The sequence below is a fragment of the Adhaeribacter aquaticus DSM 16391 genome (assembly GCF_000473365.1).
Classification (GTDB): domain Bacteria; phylum Bacteroidota; class Bacteroidia; order Cytophagales; family Hymenobacteraceae; genus Adhaeribacter; species Adhaeribacter aquaticus.
Window position 1 is genome coordinate 948,423 of record NZ_KI421517.1, and the last position, 15,128, is coordinate 963,550.

The window sequence follows — 15,128 nt, forward strand, 5'->3', positions numbered from 1 at the left end:
GTAACTGTTAAAAGATAAAAGTATGCTGTCACGGTTCAAACGAAACACAATTAACTTCGCTAGTGTCCTTGATCAACAATAAAAATTCTTTGTTAATCAGCCAAGTAAAATGAGTTGCGTAAGTGCGCTTTTATCAAATACTTTCGACCTTTAGTTAAAAACTTTATTCTGAACCACAGCCACTTGTACGGGTGAAAGAATAATCTGATTACTTAAGGAGGAAGCATGACCAAAGCTGAAACTTCTAATGCTATCAGCAGCAGCCCAGGAAGAGAATAAATATTAACGAATGGGACAGTGTAATTACTGCTAAGATCTGCTATGTCTAACCCTAAAAGATCATGAAGTTCAGGTAGAAACGCTTGTTGAAAAATAAAGGCTAATCAGCAAAAAAAGTGTTTGACAGCTGAAATGGAATTCCTATTTTTCACAATTATTTATACAAGCCTGAAAAGGAAAAGAAAAGCCTAAACTTATCCTATAAATTGAAGGTTCAAGTACCTTATATAGCATAAACAACTGCTTTTATTGCGAATTTTACCAGCAGATAGTAGCAGGAGCTTTCGCATGGGCGGTGATAAAACCTCCATTCTTTTTCAGGCGGAAATATTAAACAGAAGCTTTGCCTCTATCAAAATACCAGTAGGCTATATTTTTGCATCTGATACAACTATTGATTGTTTTTAAATCTATACAGTAAAATAAACCATATGAAGAAGACGTGTACGCTTATATTGTTCTTAGTTTCCGGCTGTTTTTCGGGCTTTGCGCAAGCAACCAAACCAGCTGTAGGTACTATTGAATTTACCTCAAATGAATTAACTAGGCTTATTAAAAAAGATGCTAAAATAGAAGTAATAGCCGAAGGTTTCCAATTTACTGAAGGTCCGGTATGGGTAGAGAAAGAGAAAATGCTCGTATTTTCCGATGTTCCGGCTAATACTGTTTACAAGTGGACAGCAGCTAAAGGCAAAGAAGTTTACCTGAGACCTTCTGGCTATACTGGAAAGACTACCCGGGGTGGCTTTATGGGATCTAATGGATTGATTCTTTCTCCGGATGGTAAGTTGTTGCTTTGCCAGCACGGCGACAGAAGAGTAGCCCAAATGGACGCACCGCTAAATGCACCCAGAGCCAACTATGTAACTGTAGCCGGAACCTACAAGGGTAAAAAATTAAACAGTCCCAACGACCTTGTCTTCAATACTGCTGGCGACCTCTATTTTACCGATCCTGCTTATGGTTTTGAAGGTGGTTTAAAGGACCCTAAGAAAGAAATTCCTTTTCAGGGTGTATATAAAATGAATAAGGCCGGATTAGTAACCCTTTTAACTGATTCCATCGAACAACCTAACGGAATAGGTTTTTTCCCTGGCGGAAAGAAGCTGTTAGTAGCTAACTCAGCAGAGAAGAAAAATGGCTGGTATATTTATGATATTACCTCAAATGGTTCTTTAACGAACGGTAAAGTTTTTTATAACGTACGGAATGAGAAAGAAGCGGGCGGATGTGATGGCTTTAAAATAGACAAAGCAGGTAATGTGTTTGCCACCGGTCCGGGTGGGCTTTGGATATTTAATAAATCTGGAAAATTGCTGGGTAAAATAAAGCTAAACGGGATAGTTGCTGCTAACTGCGCTTTTACGCCCGATGGTAAAACCATATTTATTACAGCTTCTAATTACCTGCTTCGGGTAAAGATGCAGTAATTTTTACCTGTCAAGGTTCAATTAGTTATACCGGGCATTCTTAAGAATCAAATTTATAGATATCGAAAGATTTAACCGAAGTAGGATATTCTTTGAGCAATTAGTAAGGAAATGTTTAGATCCTTCGCCCAGCTCAGGATGACAATAAATACTTTATTATTTTAATGAAAGGGAATTATCAAAGATTTAACAAGCTTTAAAAAATAAAAAGGTCTCCTGATTTATAAGGAGACCTTTTTAGGTATAGATTAATTAGCCATTGTTAACAAGGATTCAGGCCTTGTTATTTGTTCTAGTATTCTAACTTATAAACCTAGTATTACCAAGTTCTTTTTTCCATCACTTTATCGACTTCAGCTCTGGTCATTTTACCTAGTTCCGGGTGTTTTTCCAGCCACTTTACAAAATCATCTTTTATTTTATCAGTCCATTGGCTGTCAATTTCGCCGGTGCTGTACTTGCCTGTGCGTACCATCTCAAAGCCAAACTTGTCTTTGCGGATTACGAATTCTGAAGTACTAACTACTAACTCAGCCAGGTGAGAAGGAACAAACAGTACGCCTTCGGGCTGAACAATCACTAAATCTCCGGGAAGAACTACTGCCCGGCCAATCCGGATAGGAGTATTAAGTCCGGATAAAACCATTTCTTCCGTGTAAGAAGGGTGGAAATCCCGAACTACGGCATTAAATCCTTTGATATTACGTATCTCCTGTAAATCGCGGGACGCGCCATCAAACACCACTCCATTACCAGATTTGCTGATAATTGAATTAGCTAAAGTAGCCCCCATAATGCCGCCACCAGCTATTTTACCAAAAGCATCGGCCACATATAAATCCCCTTTCGTCAGAATATCAATGGGCCAGGCGTTCGTATTGCCTTTGCGGCCTTGCCTGGCTCCCCGGTCTTTAATTTGCTTTTCTAAATCAGGACGGCTCGGCAGGTATACAGCTGTTACGGCACGTCCGGTCATGGGCATATCATTCACCATTTTCCAGTTACCTTCAAACTGGTTCACATAGCCTTCGTTTTTCAGTACCGCCCAGGCATCATCTATCATAATGACTTTTGCCCGCTCCAGCAGATTATCTGAAATCTTGGGCCGCCCATCCGCAAACCTTTCTCCCTTCCAATCGGCCGTCAGGTAAGTTAATTCTTCTTTGGATATAGTCTGGGCAGAAGCTACTCCGCTCCAAATAAAGCTACTTAATAACACTAAAAGAAAAATACTTTTGAATTTCATTTGATAATTAATTAGTTATTATGGTTTGTTTAGAATTTAATAATTTCAACCCCTCAGCTATTTCGCTAAATATTAAGCGGCATCTGTTCCGTCTTCATCCAAAGCCGGGTATGGAAAGAACAAAATTAGAAAACTCACCGGATTATTTCAATTAACGTTTATTCTGAGTCTGGTCATCCTCGCCCATTACGTCATACCCACGCCACTTGTATTCTTTCCCAATATTTATGGCTGCCGGCCAGGCAATCTGGTGCTGGCTGCTGGCTACCCATTTCCGGCGGTTTTCTTCTGTATCAAACGAAATCTGGATTTGGTAATTGTAAGTAGTTGGTTCGGCCTGTATTTCTTTTGAAATATTTTCTGGGTATAAACGCAATAGTTTGGAGCCTAAATATCCCTGCTGCACTAGCATGGCCGGCACATAAACGGAACGGTACATTTTCTCAAAGGCTTCACTTTCCTGTTTCGGAACCTTAAAGTCCATTTGCAATACCATGGCTTTTGGTTTTCCCGGTGTTGTTTGTAAGCTAAGGCCTTTTTGTTTGGTAGTGGAAGTGCCAATAACCAATATTTCCAGGTCTTCTCTTCCATCATTTGTAATAGTTACATTTTCACCAACTAAGCCATAGGCTGCATCTTCTGGTTTGAGTGCTGCTTTATCATTATTGATGGCAATGGCACCATTCCCTTTTATTACAAAATATACTTCTTCGATGCCCTCCAACTGGCGTTGCCCGGAAGAACTGCCGGCTGGAATGATTACGTGGTCCACATGGTTCCAGCTGGTACTGAAAATGTCAGGTCCAAAAACCCGGCGGTAAAGAACTCCCTTGCCCGTATAAGCTGGATTATTAGCTCTAAGTTTATCCCGCTCCAAACGACCAGATACAAACACCGGGATTGGATCGATAGCCGCACCTACGCGGGTATCACCCAGATCAAAGGCATCGCCGCGGCCTTTAGTTTCGCTAACAGCAAAGTTAAGCCAACGAACAGGTTGATTAGATGGATTGTGAATAGCATGGGCATCTCCCAATTTACATGGCACAACAGCTGGTGCTTTTATCTTGGAAGTACGACCATTCACGGTAAATTCTGCTTCTCCGGTTAGCAGCACATACATTTCCTCAATTTTATGATGAAAATGGTGGCCAATACCTGATTTAGGCTCTATAACTCCGGAGTGCAGGTAAAGAAAATTAGAGGTTACTTCTTTACTGCCTACTAATTGGGTATAACCCATTTTCCCAGCTCCGGCATGTACGGCGGTTAAGGGACGGTATTTACTTGGATCATTGGGAATAACCCTGTCTCTGGCAGGTTGGGCCACCGTCGCAAGAGACGTTAGTGTTAAAATTGTTAGTAATAATCGTTTCATATTAGGTGGTGGTTTAATTAACTAAATGAGTAGTAAATTTTAACATTACAAGTAGTAAGATGCTAAGCTTTTATTAATCAAGCATTTCATCTTACTACTTATTAAAATAAATTTAAGAATCTTAAAAGAAGCGTATTAGCTGCCTTAAAATATTATTTTTTACCGGACAGTGCATATACCACGTAACCTCTTGGTAAAGCGCCTGGCTTTTTGGCATGGTTAATACCATCTTGCGTAAAGTTAGAAGAGGCATTAACTACCAAATATTGTTTACCTTTTGCTTCGTACATAATTGGCTGTGCATTCGATTCATGGCTCAGGGTAGTTTCCCATAAAAGTTTACCATTGCCAGAGTCATAGGCATATAACTTACCACCTTTAGCAGTACAGAACAACACCCCGGTCGACGTTACCACAATGCCTTTGCGCTGCGTACCACCCGGCGTGCCTAAGTTTTGGGTTTCTTTCTTCATCGCCAGCGTATCTTCGCCAATGGGTCTTTCCCACTTAATGGTACCCGTGTTTAAATCGTAAGCCACTACTCTTGACCATTTCGGATTTAACAAGCCCGGCCAGAAGGTACCGTAATCAGTCGTATAGCGGTCTTTCGGGTGATCAACACCTTCCGGGTATTCTGACATGGGAGCTTTCGGGTTTACATCTGGTTTTATGGGTGCTCCGCCCGAAGCAACCACTGGACCTTCCGGCATTTTAGCCTCAGTATTGCGGCGGTTAAACATCCGCATATTGGGGTTACCTCCTAAAAACTTATAAATAGCCGTTACCTGCTCTTCCTGGATATGCGCAAAGCCCGGCATCTGACCACGACCACTGGCCAGTAAGCCTTTAAATTCATCTATGTTCAGACGTTGGCCAGCATTAACAATAGAAGGGGCAATACCCGCACCGGTCATATTTTCGCCGTGGCAAGACCGGCAGGTGCTGGCATACAATGTTTTCGCTTTGTTTACATCATCCGCTGACATTAATTCAGTAGCTGGCTTAATTCTTTCCAATTTGTATACCGAAGGGTATTCCTGCGCCAGAATATACATCATGCCTTTTTCGGGATCAGAAGCCGTATTCCCAAAATTTACCCCACCCAAAGCACCGGGTACGGCAATCGTTTCGTACTTATCAGAAAGCGGAACATATAAACCAGACTTAGCCGCGGCTATCCGCTTGGTCCATTTCTCTTTTTCGGCTTTCGAGTAATACGGGTTCAGGGTTTCCAGCGTCACCTCGTGCCGCGTGAAGCTTGGCAACGATGGAATAGGTTGCGTTGGCCAGGATTGTTCCCCCGGCATTTCGCTCTTCGGGAAGGGCTTTTCTTCAATCGGGAAGACCGGCTCGCCCGTTACCCGGTCAAACACAAACATAAAACCATGCTTGGTCGCTACGGCCACCGCATCAATGCGCTTGCCTTTGCGGTTTACCGTTATTAACTGTGGCGCAGAAGCCAGGTCATAATCCCATAAATCATGGTGTACCGTCTGGAAGTGCCATTTACGTTTACCCGTGCGGGCATCCAACGCCACTAAGCTGTTACCAAATAAATTACTGCCTATCCGGTCAGCCCCGTAATAATCATAGGTAGGTGAGCCTAAAGGTAAATAAGCAATGCCGCGTTTGGTATCTACCGATATTTCGCTCCAGACATTTACCGCGCCTACATATTTATAAGCATCTTTTGGCCAGGTTTCGTAGCCATATTCGCCTGGATGGGGAATGGTGTGGAATATCCATTCTTGCTTACCAGTTACAATGTTATAAGCCCGCACGTGACCAGGAGGCGAAAAATAAGCTTCACCGGGTGCTGATCCCATAATGATCAGATTTTCAAAAATAACACCGGGCATCATGGCTTGTATTCTCCGGATACTTGAAACTTCCCGGTCCAGGCCCTCGCGCATATCTACATAGCCGTTTTTGCCAAAGGTCATAATCGATTTTCCGGTGAGAGCATCTATAGCCTGTAAACTGTTATTCAGGGTAAATAATAAGCGGCGATCTTTGCGGTCTTTGCTTTCCCAGTAATTAATACCACGGCGAGTTAAGCCTTGCAGGTTAGCATGAATCCAAATTTCTTTCCCCGTCAGGGCATTAATCGCTACCAAAGAGTAGTTTTTAGCCATTACATACATAATGGTATCCACTACTATCGGGCTAAAAAAATTAGGCACCGAATCGGTGGTAGGGTAAACCCAGGCTACTTGTAGCTTGTCTACATTTTTTTTGGTGATTTGGGAGCCTTTAAAAAAGCGGGATTGGTCGGGGGTACCGCCGTAATGTTCCCATTTACTATGATCGTTAGCGGGTGGCGAATCTGGCACAAAGGCTACGTAAGCAAATAAAGACGTTAATGCCACCAGGACACCGGTAATCTTTTTTTTCATTGTTAGTTAATTTGAATTATGAGTGGTGGTAAATAAATTTTGTTTAGCAGTATATTTTAAGTTTAACAGGGATTCTCCAGAGTGCCCGGGTAATAAGCCTGATCTTGGGGGGTAGCATTAAACTTATATACCTTGAAAGATTCAAGCATGATATCCGGAAAAGCTGACTTGCTACCTCATCGAAATTAAAATACAGGCGATGAGAACAAGCAATTATCTGAAATTTATGGGGGCATCCTCTTTTCACATGGCCATTTGCTTTAGCTTTATAAATCTGGTTCATACTGTTAAATGAACAATTTGTAAATCTAATAGTTTGTTGCAATGGGTTTTAATAAATTATTAGATTTATTTAGAATAAGCTAGCTACACGATACGGTCAAATAAAATAATTTAAGTCTAAAATAAGAACTAAAAAACTGAAGCAGTTGATATGTTTGTCTATAAAACAGAAAATATCAGTCTTTTGTAAACAACAATAAACAAAGTGTTTGAAGCTAAATAATAAATAAAATTAGTATACTAGAAGTTGATATCTTTTTAATTTGTTAGCAACCATGGCTTTAAAGAAAATATTCGTTACCCTATTTACCGTTCTGGTTTTAGCTAATCTTATCGGTTTAACTAGTTGTAAACTAAATCAAGGTAAAGAATCTAAGTCAGAATTATTACAGAAAACACTGGCTTACCACGACCCGGAAAATAATTGGCCTAAGTTGAAGGCACGTTTCTATTTAACTTCCACAGATACAACAGGAAAAACTAATTCTTTTGAATTAGAAATAGATAATACCATCGGGTACTTTGCTCATATTAGCCGGAAAAACGGGAAAGAAGTAATAAAAGGCATGGCCGGAGGTAAGGCATTTTATCTCCTGGACGGGAAAAAAGAGATAAGCGACGCAGACCGTAAAGAATATGACCTTACTTCTGATGCGGTAAAGTGGGTGCATCAATTTCATGGATACTTATATGGCTTACCCATGAAACTTACTGATGAAAGTGCCCAGCCTTCAGATAATCCTGCAACAGAGGTATTTAACGGGGAAAGTTATCAGGTACTGCAGGTAACCTACGATCCTACTATAGGAAGTGACCATTGGTATTTTTACCTAGATCCTAGAACTTATGCGATGCAGGCATATAAATTTAACCATGGCAAACCCGAAAGTGGTGAATATATTCTGCTGGAACAGGAAGAAACGGTGCAGGGGATAAAAGTACCCAAAGTGCGCAAGTGGTACCTGAATAAAAATAACAGATACCTGGGAACAGATACGTTAGTCAAAACCGAACCCCTCACCTCCTCCCGAAATAGTTAAGGCTTACATATTTAAAAGTTTAGGCAACCTGTAATTTACCAAAGCCCCACTTTAAAGAGCTGAAAGTTTAAGAATGGTAAATCAGCATCTCTAGGATAGCAGCTTTAAATAAAAAAGAATGGAGCTAAAACTGGTGTGGCTGCTACCAAATAAACTTGCCGATATTACTGCTATTCTTCGGTAGATAAACAGGCTCTAAAATTATGAATGGAAGCATTCCTGCAAACTTAAGAAAGAACAGGCAGTTCCTAAAGCAACTACTTTACGGTATGGGAACCCTAGCCGCTCCCTTTGGATAACTTTAAAAAATGAAATAATATTTAGCTTCTGCCAGAATAAGTAATTAACTACTCCGGTCGCTACTGTCTTCGAGAACATATTTTTTGATCATGAGCTGCACTTCCGGTTTATCAAAATCAGCTTCGGTTTGAATATGCGGCATTAGTTGGGCCATGATTTTCTCCTGTCGCTCACCGGCAGCTTTAGCTTCGGCATACGGAATATCGCTAAAGGTAACCATGGTATAGAGCGGAATCCAATGCTCCGGGTACAGCGCGTTGATTTTACTTTCTATTTTTTTTTGCAGTAAAAATCGTGGATCGGCCACTTTATCGCGCATTTCTATAAAATTATAGATGGCCAGATCGGCCATGGCATCGGTATTGGGCTTCCGCAACTTCTGGAAAGTATCAAAAATAGTATGCCAGTCGCCGGTGTGCTGCTCCAGTAATTCATTAAAAATGGTACAATCTTCAAATCCTGCATTCATGCCCTGTCCGTAAAATGGAACAATGCCATGAGACGCATCACCAAGGAGCAAAACTTTATCGCTAAATGCCCAGGGAGAACATTTTATGGTTACCAAATCTCCCACTGGGTTAGCAAAATATTCTTTAGCTAAATCTGGCATTAGTGGCACCGCATCCGGAAATTGCTTATTAAAAAAAGCTAAAACATCAGCTTCTGTTTTTAAAGCACTAAAAGATTCTTCGCCATCATAAGGGAAAAACAAGGTACAGGTAAAAGTACCGTTCAGGTTTGGTAAGGCGATCATCATGTAATTTCCCCGGGGCCAGATATGCAAAGCTTCTTTTTCCAAAACCCATTTCCCGAAAGGCCCGGCAGCAATGGTTAATTCTTTATAGCCATAATTCAGGTAACTTTGAGAATAATCGAACCGCTCGGTTTTTTGCATAGAATAACGTACCATCGAATAAGCACCATCTACGCCAAACAAGCGGTCTGGCTTTATAATCGATTCTTCTCCGGTACCTGAGTTTTTTAAATAAACTTTGTTCGTTTGTAAATCAACCCGCTGGCATTGCTGGCTAAAGTGTAGGTTAACGTTTGGCTCTGCTTCCACCAAATCCAGTAAAGCAATATTTAAACCGCCCCTGGATACCGAGTAAATAGCCTGGCCGCCTTTGCCATAAGGTAAAAAGGATAAGTTTCCCTGTATGTCGTGCATCATCCGGCCATACATCGGAATGGCTACTTTCCGAATATCGTCGCCAATACCAATACCGTTCAAGGCTTTCCAACCACGGTCGCTTAAAGCTAAATTTATAGAACGGCCATATTCTTTATATGCTTTCCGCAGATCCGGTTTACGCTCATATACATCTACATGATAACCTTTTTTGGCCAGATATAAGCTAAGCAGGCAGCCCACCAAGCCGCCTCCCATAACGGTAACATTCTCTTTATTTATCATTTTTGTAGGCAGCAATGGCTACTTAAAGGAGTAAAGTTAGAAGAATAAACATTGCTTTCTTCTAATATTATAACAGATAAAAATACCCGGCTCTTCAGAAGAACCGGGTATTTGCATTTTGATATAAGGATCAGGCTCCTATAAGTAATGGTTAAAGTGCAGGCCGTAGCTTTCTTCCTGCAGTACATTTTTCCATTGTTTTATAATTTTTTTGTATTCTTCCCCAGCCGGACGAATCTTTCGGTTCATATCGTACAGACCTAGAGGGTTGATATTGCCGGCATCATTCCGTAAAGCTGAATCCCAGTCCACCTGGTCTGTCAGGCTGTACCACGTAAAACCTACTAACGGAATACCATCGCGTTTTAAGCGTTTAGCGTTAGCCCATTGCTTCCGCATCCACATAACCGAATTTGGTTCATTCATATTTGTTTCGGTATGCATAACCGGTAACCGGTAACGGCGGTAGTATTGATGAGTAATTACGTAGTAACCAAAAATATCACCAGAAGCACTGGTGGTACCATTGGGGTGCACCATGTGTTCATTGGTATAATAATAATCGTTACCCATAATACAATGTGCTTTTACCTGGTTTTCCCGGAACCACTCGTATTCTCTTCGGGTCATACCATGGTCCTGCAGATACAAAAGCATTTCAGCTGAAATTGGATATCCGTAAGTAAAGTCTAAGGATAAAAACCTTTTCTGGTTCAGGAAGTGCGCCAGTTTCGTGCAACTTGGATCTTCGGCATGAAAATATTCTGAAGATTCACTTTGGATGAAGATAGCATCGGGCTGCACACTTAGAATTGCCGCCATGGCCAGCACATTGGCTTTGCACAAGTTTTTCAAGGCAGTTACATACGCCCGATCACTGGCCAGGCATTCGTTCCACCAGCCATATTGGGCCGAGAACATAGCCGTAATAAATATTTCATTTATTGGGGTATACAATTGTAAATAAGGAAACCGACGCGCAAAAGCCAAGGCATATTCGGCAAAGTATGTCGGGAAATCTGGGTTCTGGAAATTACCTAACCAATCAGGCAAACCAAAATGGCATAGGTCTACGATGGGTGTTATTCCCATTTCCTTCATAGCATGGAAGGTGGTATCGGTAAAATCCCAATTATATTTCCCTGGTCCTTCAAAGGTTGAGTATAAGGGTGGTCCGTACCGCAAAAACTCAATACCCATTTCTTTTACCAGTGTAAAATCTTCTTTCCACAGTTTATAATGACCGCATTTTTCCATTTCATCTACCCGCTTAAATTTGCCATTTGGCAGCTTAATGTTGGGGTAGCTGTTTTCAATGCCCGTCGAAAACATAAATTGATTTACTGTTCTCATATGCAGTTAAGCCTTTAAACACGCTTCCGTTATATATACTTCAAAGCGCACGTTACATGTACTATTTATTTAGCTCGTTTAATAGTATTAGGTATAGCGGTAATTATTGGTTCAAGTATTACATTTAGGTTTTCAGCCACTCAAAAAGTATTTTCCTGGTAGCCTTTGGTTAATCAAAAACCTTCATACGTTAATATTCTTTAAACTGGTTGCATAGAAATCTATATCGTAGCTTATATTATAAAAATTATAAGTATTTACCTCTTCTGGGGCTGTTATGACCCGCTCCTAACAGTTATAATATTTACCTGACTATCCGAAAGGCAAGATTTAGACGAGGGGCAATAGATTTAGTTGTTTTAGAAATCTGGTGCTGCCAGAAATGCTGCGTAGTTCGCTGCATTACCACTAAGCTTCCGGAGGATAATAGTAAAGACATCCTGGGCTGGTTTTGATTTGTTTTATGCCGGAAAACAAATCAAAACCAGCCCATACTATCTTGCCCGCTGCGGTAATAATTTGAAGCAACAGTATTAAAACTTATACCAACAGATATTTCTAATACTTTTTTGATATTTTACAAGATAGGTTTCCAAGGTAAAGATCATTAATGAAGTTAAAGTCTTGATATGCTTTTCCGGAATCACCGTACCAGGCGGTTAGGCGCGGGAAAAGCTCTTCCTGACCAAATATCTTGATTTTATCTTGCTGCCAGGCGGTGGTAGTTAGCAACGCTTCCAGAGAAATTATGACTTTGTACGGCGGTGAAAAACCGGGAGCAATAATGCTCCTCTGCATACTACATATTTAGCTTCTCGGAACTTTCTGGCCCACTCAAATCTCCAATAAAATTGTTTTGCTAACTTTAGGCCTATACACCTGGCCATGGATCCCTTACACCAAGCTTATTTTTCTTCCCCAATTGGCACCATCATTATTTCTGCTACAGCAGCTGCCTTAATATCTGTACTTTTTACAGAAGAAGCTCCGCAGGTTAATTCTCCTGATTTACCGGTCTGCCTGCAAGATGGGTTACAGCAACTAACAGAATATTTCTCGGGCAATAGAAAAACATTCGATTTACCTCTCCATTCCGGCGGAACTGCTTTTCAGGAAACTGTTTGGCAACAGTTATCTCATATTCCTTTTGGGCAAACCCTCTCCTATTACAGTTTATCATCTCAGTTAGGCAATGTAGCTGCTATAAGAGCCGTAGGTAGCGCCAATGGTAAAAACCAACTGCTGTTAATTCGGCCTTGCCACCGCGTTATTGGTTCTAATGGGCAATTAGTAGGTTATGCCGGTAGCTTATGGCGGAAAAAATGGCTACTGGAGCATGAACGTAAAGTGATGGGTACGCATCAGTTGAATTTATTTGGGTAACAGAAAATTATTGTCAGCTTTTATTTCATTTAAGTCAATGTATAGCCCTGTAATTCATTTAGCTTTCTATATAGAAGCCTTAACTCAATTTTAGGTGTATCTATTAAATAATCATTTATTTGAGTTGTTATTAAGAAAATAACTTACCTGCAATTGGGTTGCTTTAGTTTGCCAGCTAAAACTAGTATAGTTCGTAATGGGTGTTTTAATTGTTTGCAATAAAGCTATTTCTACTTTGTTGTTGATAGATACTCCGGATCGCAATACTCCCGAAAACCAAACCGGCACAAACTTATAGGGCGAATCTTGGTACATTTTTTTTTCTCCATTGGTTTGAAGAATAAGCAGGTAAGATTCATTATTGGAGTATATAGAATAATTCACCATTCCCCCACCGCCTATATAAAGTTTGAAGTTATTTTTATTATAAATATTCCATATTAATTGAGGAGCAACTGAGACATTTAGTTGAGTTAGTCGGTAACCTCTATACTCTGTTTCAAATTGATATTTTCCGCCTGTAAAAGAAGCTTCTCCTCTAAGGAAGAAACGTTGTACATTAGGATTAAAAAAAACATCTCTTCCCAAAACTACCTTAGGGAAATATGATAGTTTACTCTGTTGATTATACGCAAAAGTAATATTGCCTTCCACATCCATAACAGCCCTGTTCAAACCAGCGCCAATAAAGGATCTGTGACTTAATCTAATCTTAATTGCCTGCTTTATTTCTTCTACACTCAAACCATTGATGCGACTAACTATATCTATCATATCATTGGCTACATATTCTGATGATGCTATCTTACGTTTTAATTCCGGAGAATTGTCATAAAAAGGTACAGCTGCTATCCCAAGCTGCCCTACATAAATTCTTGATGTTTTTATTGCTTTATCTATCCGGAACCTTCTGTAAAATAGCTCCTGTGGGGTTGTATCATTTTTTTTCTGAATAAAAAATCGGGTCTTCCAATTATCTGTATAAGAAAATAGCGCCAGATTCTTTCCTTTCTGTAACACCTTTAAGAAAAAGGTCCCGACGACAGTAGAGGTATCTATACCATTTGACAAATCATTTAATTCGGTTTTATCGTTTGTTATTCTTCCGGCATATTGCTGATAAGCTTCTACGTTTTCTATTGAAAAATATTTTGTATTTTCCGGAAAGAACACTTTTTCATCTTTCTCCTCTAAAGACTTTTTAAAGGTGAACGTTTTAGGGTTCTGATCCCATTCACGGTAGTTGATATACCCAATTAAGGTATCTCCCTGAGCATTTACAACTAATCCTTTCTTATAATTAGCTTGCGAAAATAAAATTGCCGGATAAAAAAAGCAGCCAATTAAAACAGTTATAATATATTTCATAAATAAACACCTGGAAAGACTTGTAAACTTTTTAGTATAATCAGACCTATTTCTTCTTTCTATTAAACAGATAATTCACCTCTGCCTGAACCGGACTGTACTTAAAAAAAGTATTTAAGCTTGGCTTTAGATATAGTACAGAAAAGTCTACTTTGTTGTTAATAATAATGCCTGTTCTTAATAAATAGCCATAATAAAGGGGCGGTAAAAAATTAAGTTCGGATATACTATTGGAACTAGTGTTCTGGTTTGCCTTTATGCTGGCAGTGGTGCTTTTATCATAGGAGGCAATAGTATAGAAACCACCTCCGCCTATGTTAAACTTGAATTTTTCCGAATTATAGAAGTTATAAAGCAGCTGCGGCGCAATATTAAACGTGCTTTGCTTTATATTAAACTTTACTACCCCATCCTCAGAACTAACATTGAAAGAAGCCAGCGCATACGAGAATTGGAACCGTAAAAAGAATTGCTGTACATCCGGATTAAGATAAGTATCGGCCCCAAAAGAGACTTTTGGTAAAAGAGAGGTATAGGAAGGTTTATCTAAAGTTAGCGCCCATACCGGTTCTGCCTGCAGTTGCGTCCGGCTTAAGCCAGCTCCGGCAAAATACCTCATCTTCGGGCTCCCTGCACTCCTGGATATTTTTAGTTCTTCTTTACTTACATGATTTATTAGGCTAACTACTTGTAAAAGATCTGCCTCGCTATAGGCAGCCAGTTCTATCCGGCGCTTTAATTCGGGCGTAGATACGCCAAATTCAGTAGCCGCATTCCAAAGCTGCGGTGCATATATTTTTAAGTTTATAATGGCGTTGTTTCCGTTATCGGTTTGGGAGCGGTACCGCCGAAACTGCAGCTCCTGAGGCGCCAATTCATTAGCCTTCTGCAAAAAGAACCGATTCTTTAATTCATCCCGGTAAGAGTAAAGCGACACGGATTTACCTCGTTGTAAAAGCTTCAGGAAAACAGAGACTTTAGCGGTACTGGTATCCGAAGTAATAGCCAGGTCTTTTGTTTCTACATTGCCCATACTAATCCGGCCATCATACTTTTGATAGGCCCCTAATCCGTCCAAGGCAAAATATTGGATAGTAAGCGGATTGAATTCTTGTACTTTATTTGATTCTAGGCTTTCCTTATAAGAAATCTTTCTGGGATTTTTATCCCACTCCCGGTAGTCAATAAATCCGCGAAGGGTATCTCCTTGGGTATTTACCACTAACCCCTTTTTATAATTGGATTGAGCACTAATAAAA

11 protein-coding genes and 1 pseudogene are annotated in these 15,128 nt (G+C 40.2%); 3 read left to right on the plus strand and 9 right to left on the minus strand.

Annotation, left to right across the window (positions count from 1 at the left end; all coding sequences use genetic code 11):
• Positions 1–710: 710 nt before the first annotated feature.
• Positions 711–1,709 (plus strand): SMP-30/gluconolactonase/LRE family protein, encoded by a 999-nt coding sequence (locus ADHAQ_RS0106135; protein ID WP_026462190.1) that lies wholly within the window; start codon positions 711–713, stop codon positions 1,707–1,709.
• Positions 1,710–2,028: 319 nt separating this feature from the next.
• Here the strand turns inward: ADHAQ_RS0106135 and ADHAQ_RS0106140 are convergent, their stop codons facing one another.
• From ADHAQ_RS0106140 to ADHAQ_RS24700, 3 genes are all read right to left on the minus strand, one after another.
• Complete coding sequence (locus tag ADHAQ_RS0106140; RefSeq protein WP_026462191.1) at positions 2,029–2,955, minus strand: RraA family protein; 927 nt, start codon at positions 2,953–2,955, stop codon at positions 2,029–2,031.
• Positions 2,956–3,106: 151 nt separating this feature from the next.
• The gene (locus ADHAQ_RS0106145; protein WP_026462192.1) at positions 3,107–4,333 is read right to left on the minus strand and encodes a cupin domain-containing protein; all 1,227 of its coding nucleotides are present in this window, start codon (positions 4,331–4,333) and stop codon (positions 3,107–3,109) included.
• 152 nt (positions 4,334–4,485) lie between these two features.
• Positions 4,486–6,729, minus strand: a complete 2,244-nt coding sequence (locus tag ADHAQ_RS24700) for an outer membrane protein assembly factor BamB family protein (RefSeq protein ID WP_051359748.1) — start codon at positions 6,727–6,729, stop codon at positions 4,486–4,488.
• A gap of 557 nt (positions 6,730–7,286) precedes the next feature.
• Between ADHAQ_RS24700 and ADHAQ_RS0106155 the strand changes: the two genes are divergently transcribed.
• Entirely contained in the window at positions 7,287–8,051 is a 765-nt protein-coding gene (locus tag ADHAQ_RS0106155) for a DUF6503 family protein (protein ID WP_026462193.1), read from the plus strand.
• A 343-nt stretch (positions 8,052–8,394) separates the two neighbouring features.
• On the opposite strand, the gene ADHAQ_RS0106160 is transcribed toward ADHAQ_RS0106155, so the two are convergent.
• From ADHAQ_RS0106160 to ADHAQ_RS27110, 4 genes and pseudogenes are all read right to left on the minus strand, one after another.
• Positions 8,395–9,765 (minus strand): FAD-dependent oxidoreductase, encoded by a 1,371-nt coding sequence (locus ADHAQ_RS0106160; RefSeq protein ID WP_026462194.1) that lies wholly within the window; start codon positions 9,763–9,765, stop codon positions 8,395–8,397.
• 138 nt (positions 9,766–9,903) lie between these two features.
• Complete coding sequence (locus tag ADHAQ_RS0106165) at positions 9,904–11,118, minus strand: family 1 glycosylhydrolase (protein ID WP_211240574.1); 1,215 nt, start codon at positions 11,116–11,118, stop codon at positions 9,904–9,906.
• 304 nt (positions 11,119–11,422) lie between these two features.
• A pseudogene (locus tag ADHAQ_RS28825) lies at positions 11,423–11,584 on the minus strand (alpha-ketoglutarate-dependent dioxygenase AlkB); the annotation flags it as partial.
• A gap of 92 nt (positions 11,585–11,676) precedes the next feature.
• Positions 11,677–11,916 (minus strand): hypothetical protein, encoded by a 240-nt coding sequence (locus tag ADHAQ_RS27110; protein ID WP_026462196.1) that lies wholly within the window; start codon positions 11,914–11,916, stop codon positions 11,677–11,679.
• 87 nt (positions 11,917–12,003) lie between these two features.
• Here ADHAQ_RS27110 and ADHAQ_RS0106175 point away from each other — a divergent pair, with 87 nt between their 5' ends.
• Positions 12,004–12,501 (plus strand): methylated-DNA--[protein]-cysteine S-methyltransferase, encoded by a 498-nt coding sequence (locus ADHAQ_RS0106175; protein ID WP_026462197.1) that lies wholly within the window; start codon positions 12,004–12,006, stop codon positions 12,499–12,501.
• A 111-nt stretch (positions 12,502–12,612) separates the two neighbouring features.
• On the opposite strand, the gene ADHAQ_RS0106180 is transcribed toward ADHAQ_RS0106175, so the two are convergent.
• Complete coding sequence (locus ADHAQ_RS0106180; protein ID WP_026462198.1) at positions 12,613–13,869, minus strand: hypothetical protein; 1,257 nt, start codon at positions 13,867–13,869, stop codon at positions 12,613–12,615.
• Positions 13,870–13,915: 46 nt separating this feature from the next.
• Entirely contained in the window at positions 13,916–15,091 is a 1,176-nt protein-coding gene (locus ADHAQ_RS0106185; protein WP_157433355.1) for a hypothetical protein, read from the minus strand.
• Positions 15,092–15,128 lie beyond the last annotated feature (37 nt).

What these genes read in the sequence shown, in the direction of transcription:
- ADHAQ_RS0106180 (WP_026462198.1), bottom strand. Translation starts at nt 13,869, where the DNA reads ATGAAATATATTATAACTGTTTTAATTGGCTGCTTTTTTTATCCGGCA.
- ADHAQ_RS0106155 (WP_026462193.1), top strand. Translation starts at nt 7,287, where the DNA reads ATGGCTTTAAAGAAAATATTCGTTACCCTATTTACCGTTCTGGTTTTA.
- ADHAQ_RS0106175 (WP_026462197.1), top strand. Translation starts at nt 12,004, where the DNA reads ATGGATCCCTTACACCAAGCTTATTTTTCTTCCCCAATTGGCACCATC.
- ADHAQ_RS0106135 (WP_026462190.1), top strand. Translation starts at nt 711, where the DNA reads ATGAAGAAGACGTGTACGCTTATATTGTTCTTAGTTTCCGGCTGTTTT.
- ADHAQ_RS0106145 (WP_026462192.1), bottom strand. Translation starts at nt 4,333, where the DNA reads ATGAAACGATTATTACTAACAATTTTAACACTAACGTCTCTTGCGACG.
- ADHAQ_RS0106140 (WP_026462191.1), bottom strand. Translation starts at nt 2,955, where the DNA reads ATGAAATTCAAAAGTATTTTTCTTTTAGTGTTATTAAGTAGCTTTATT.
- ADHAQ_RS27110 (WP_026462196.1), bottom strand. Translation starts at nt 11,916, where the DNA reads ATGCAGAGGAGCATTATTGCTCCCGGTTTTTCACCGCCGTACAAAGTC.
- ADHAQ_RS0106165 (WP_211240574.1), bottom strand. Translation starts at nt 11,118, where the DNA reads ATGAGAACAGTAAATCAATTTATGTTTTCGACGGGCATTGAAAACAGC.
- ADHAQ_RS0106160 (WP_026462194.1), bottom strand. Translation starts at nt 9,765, where the DNA reads ATGATAAATAAAGAGAATGTTACCGTTATGGGAGGCGGCTTGGTGGGC.
- ADHAQ_RS24700 (WP_051359748.1), bottom strand. Translation starts at nt 6,729, where the DNA reads ATGAAAAAAAAGATTACCGGTGTCCTGGTGGCATTAACGTCTTTATTT.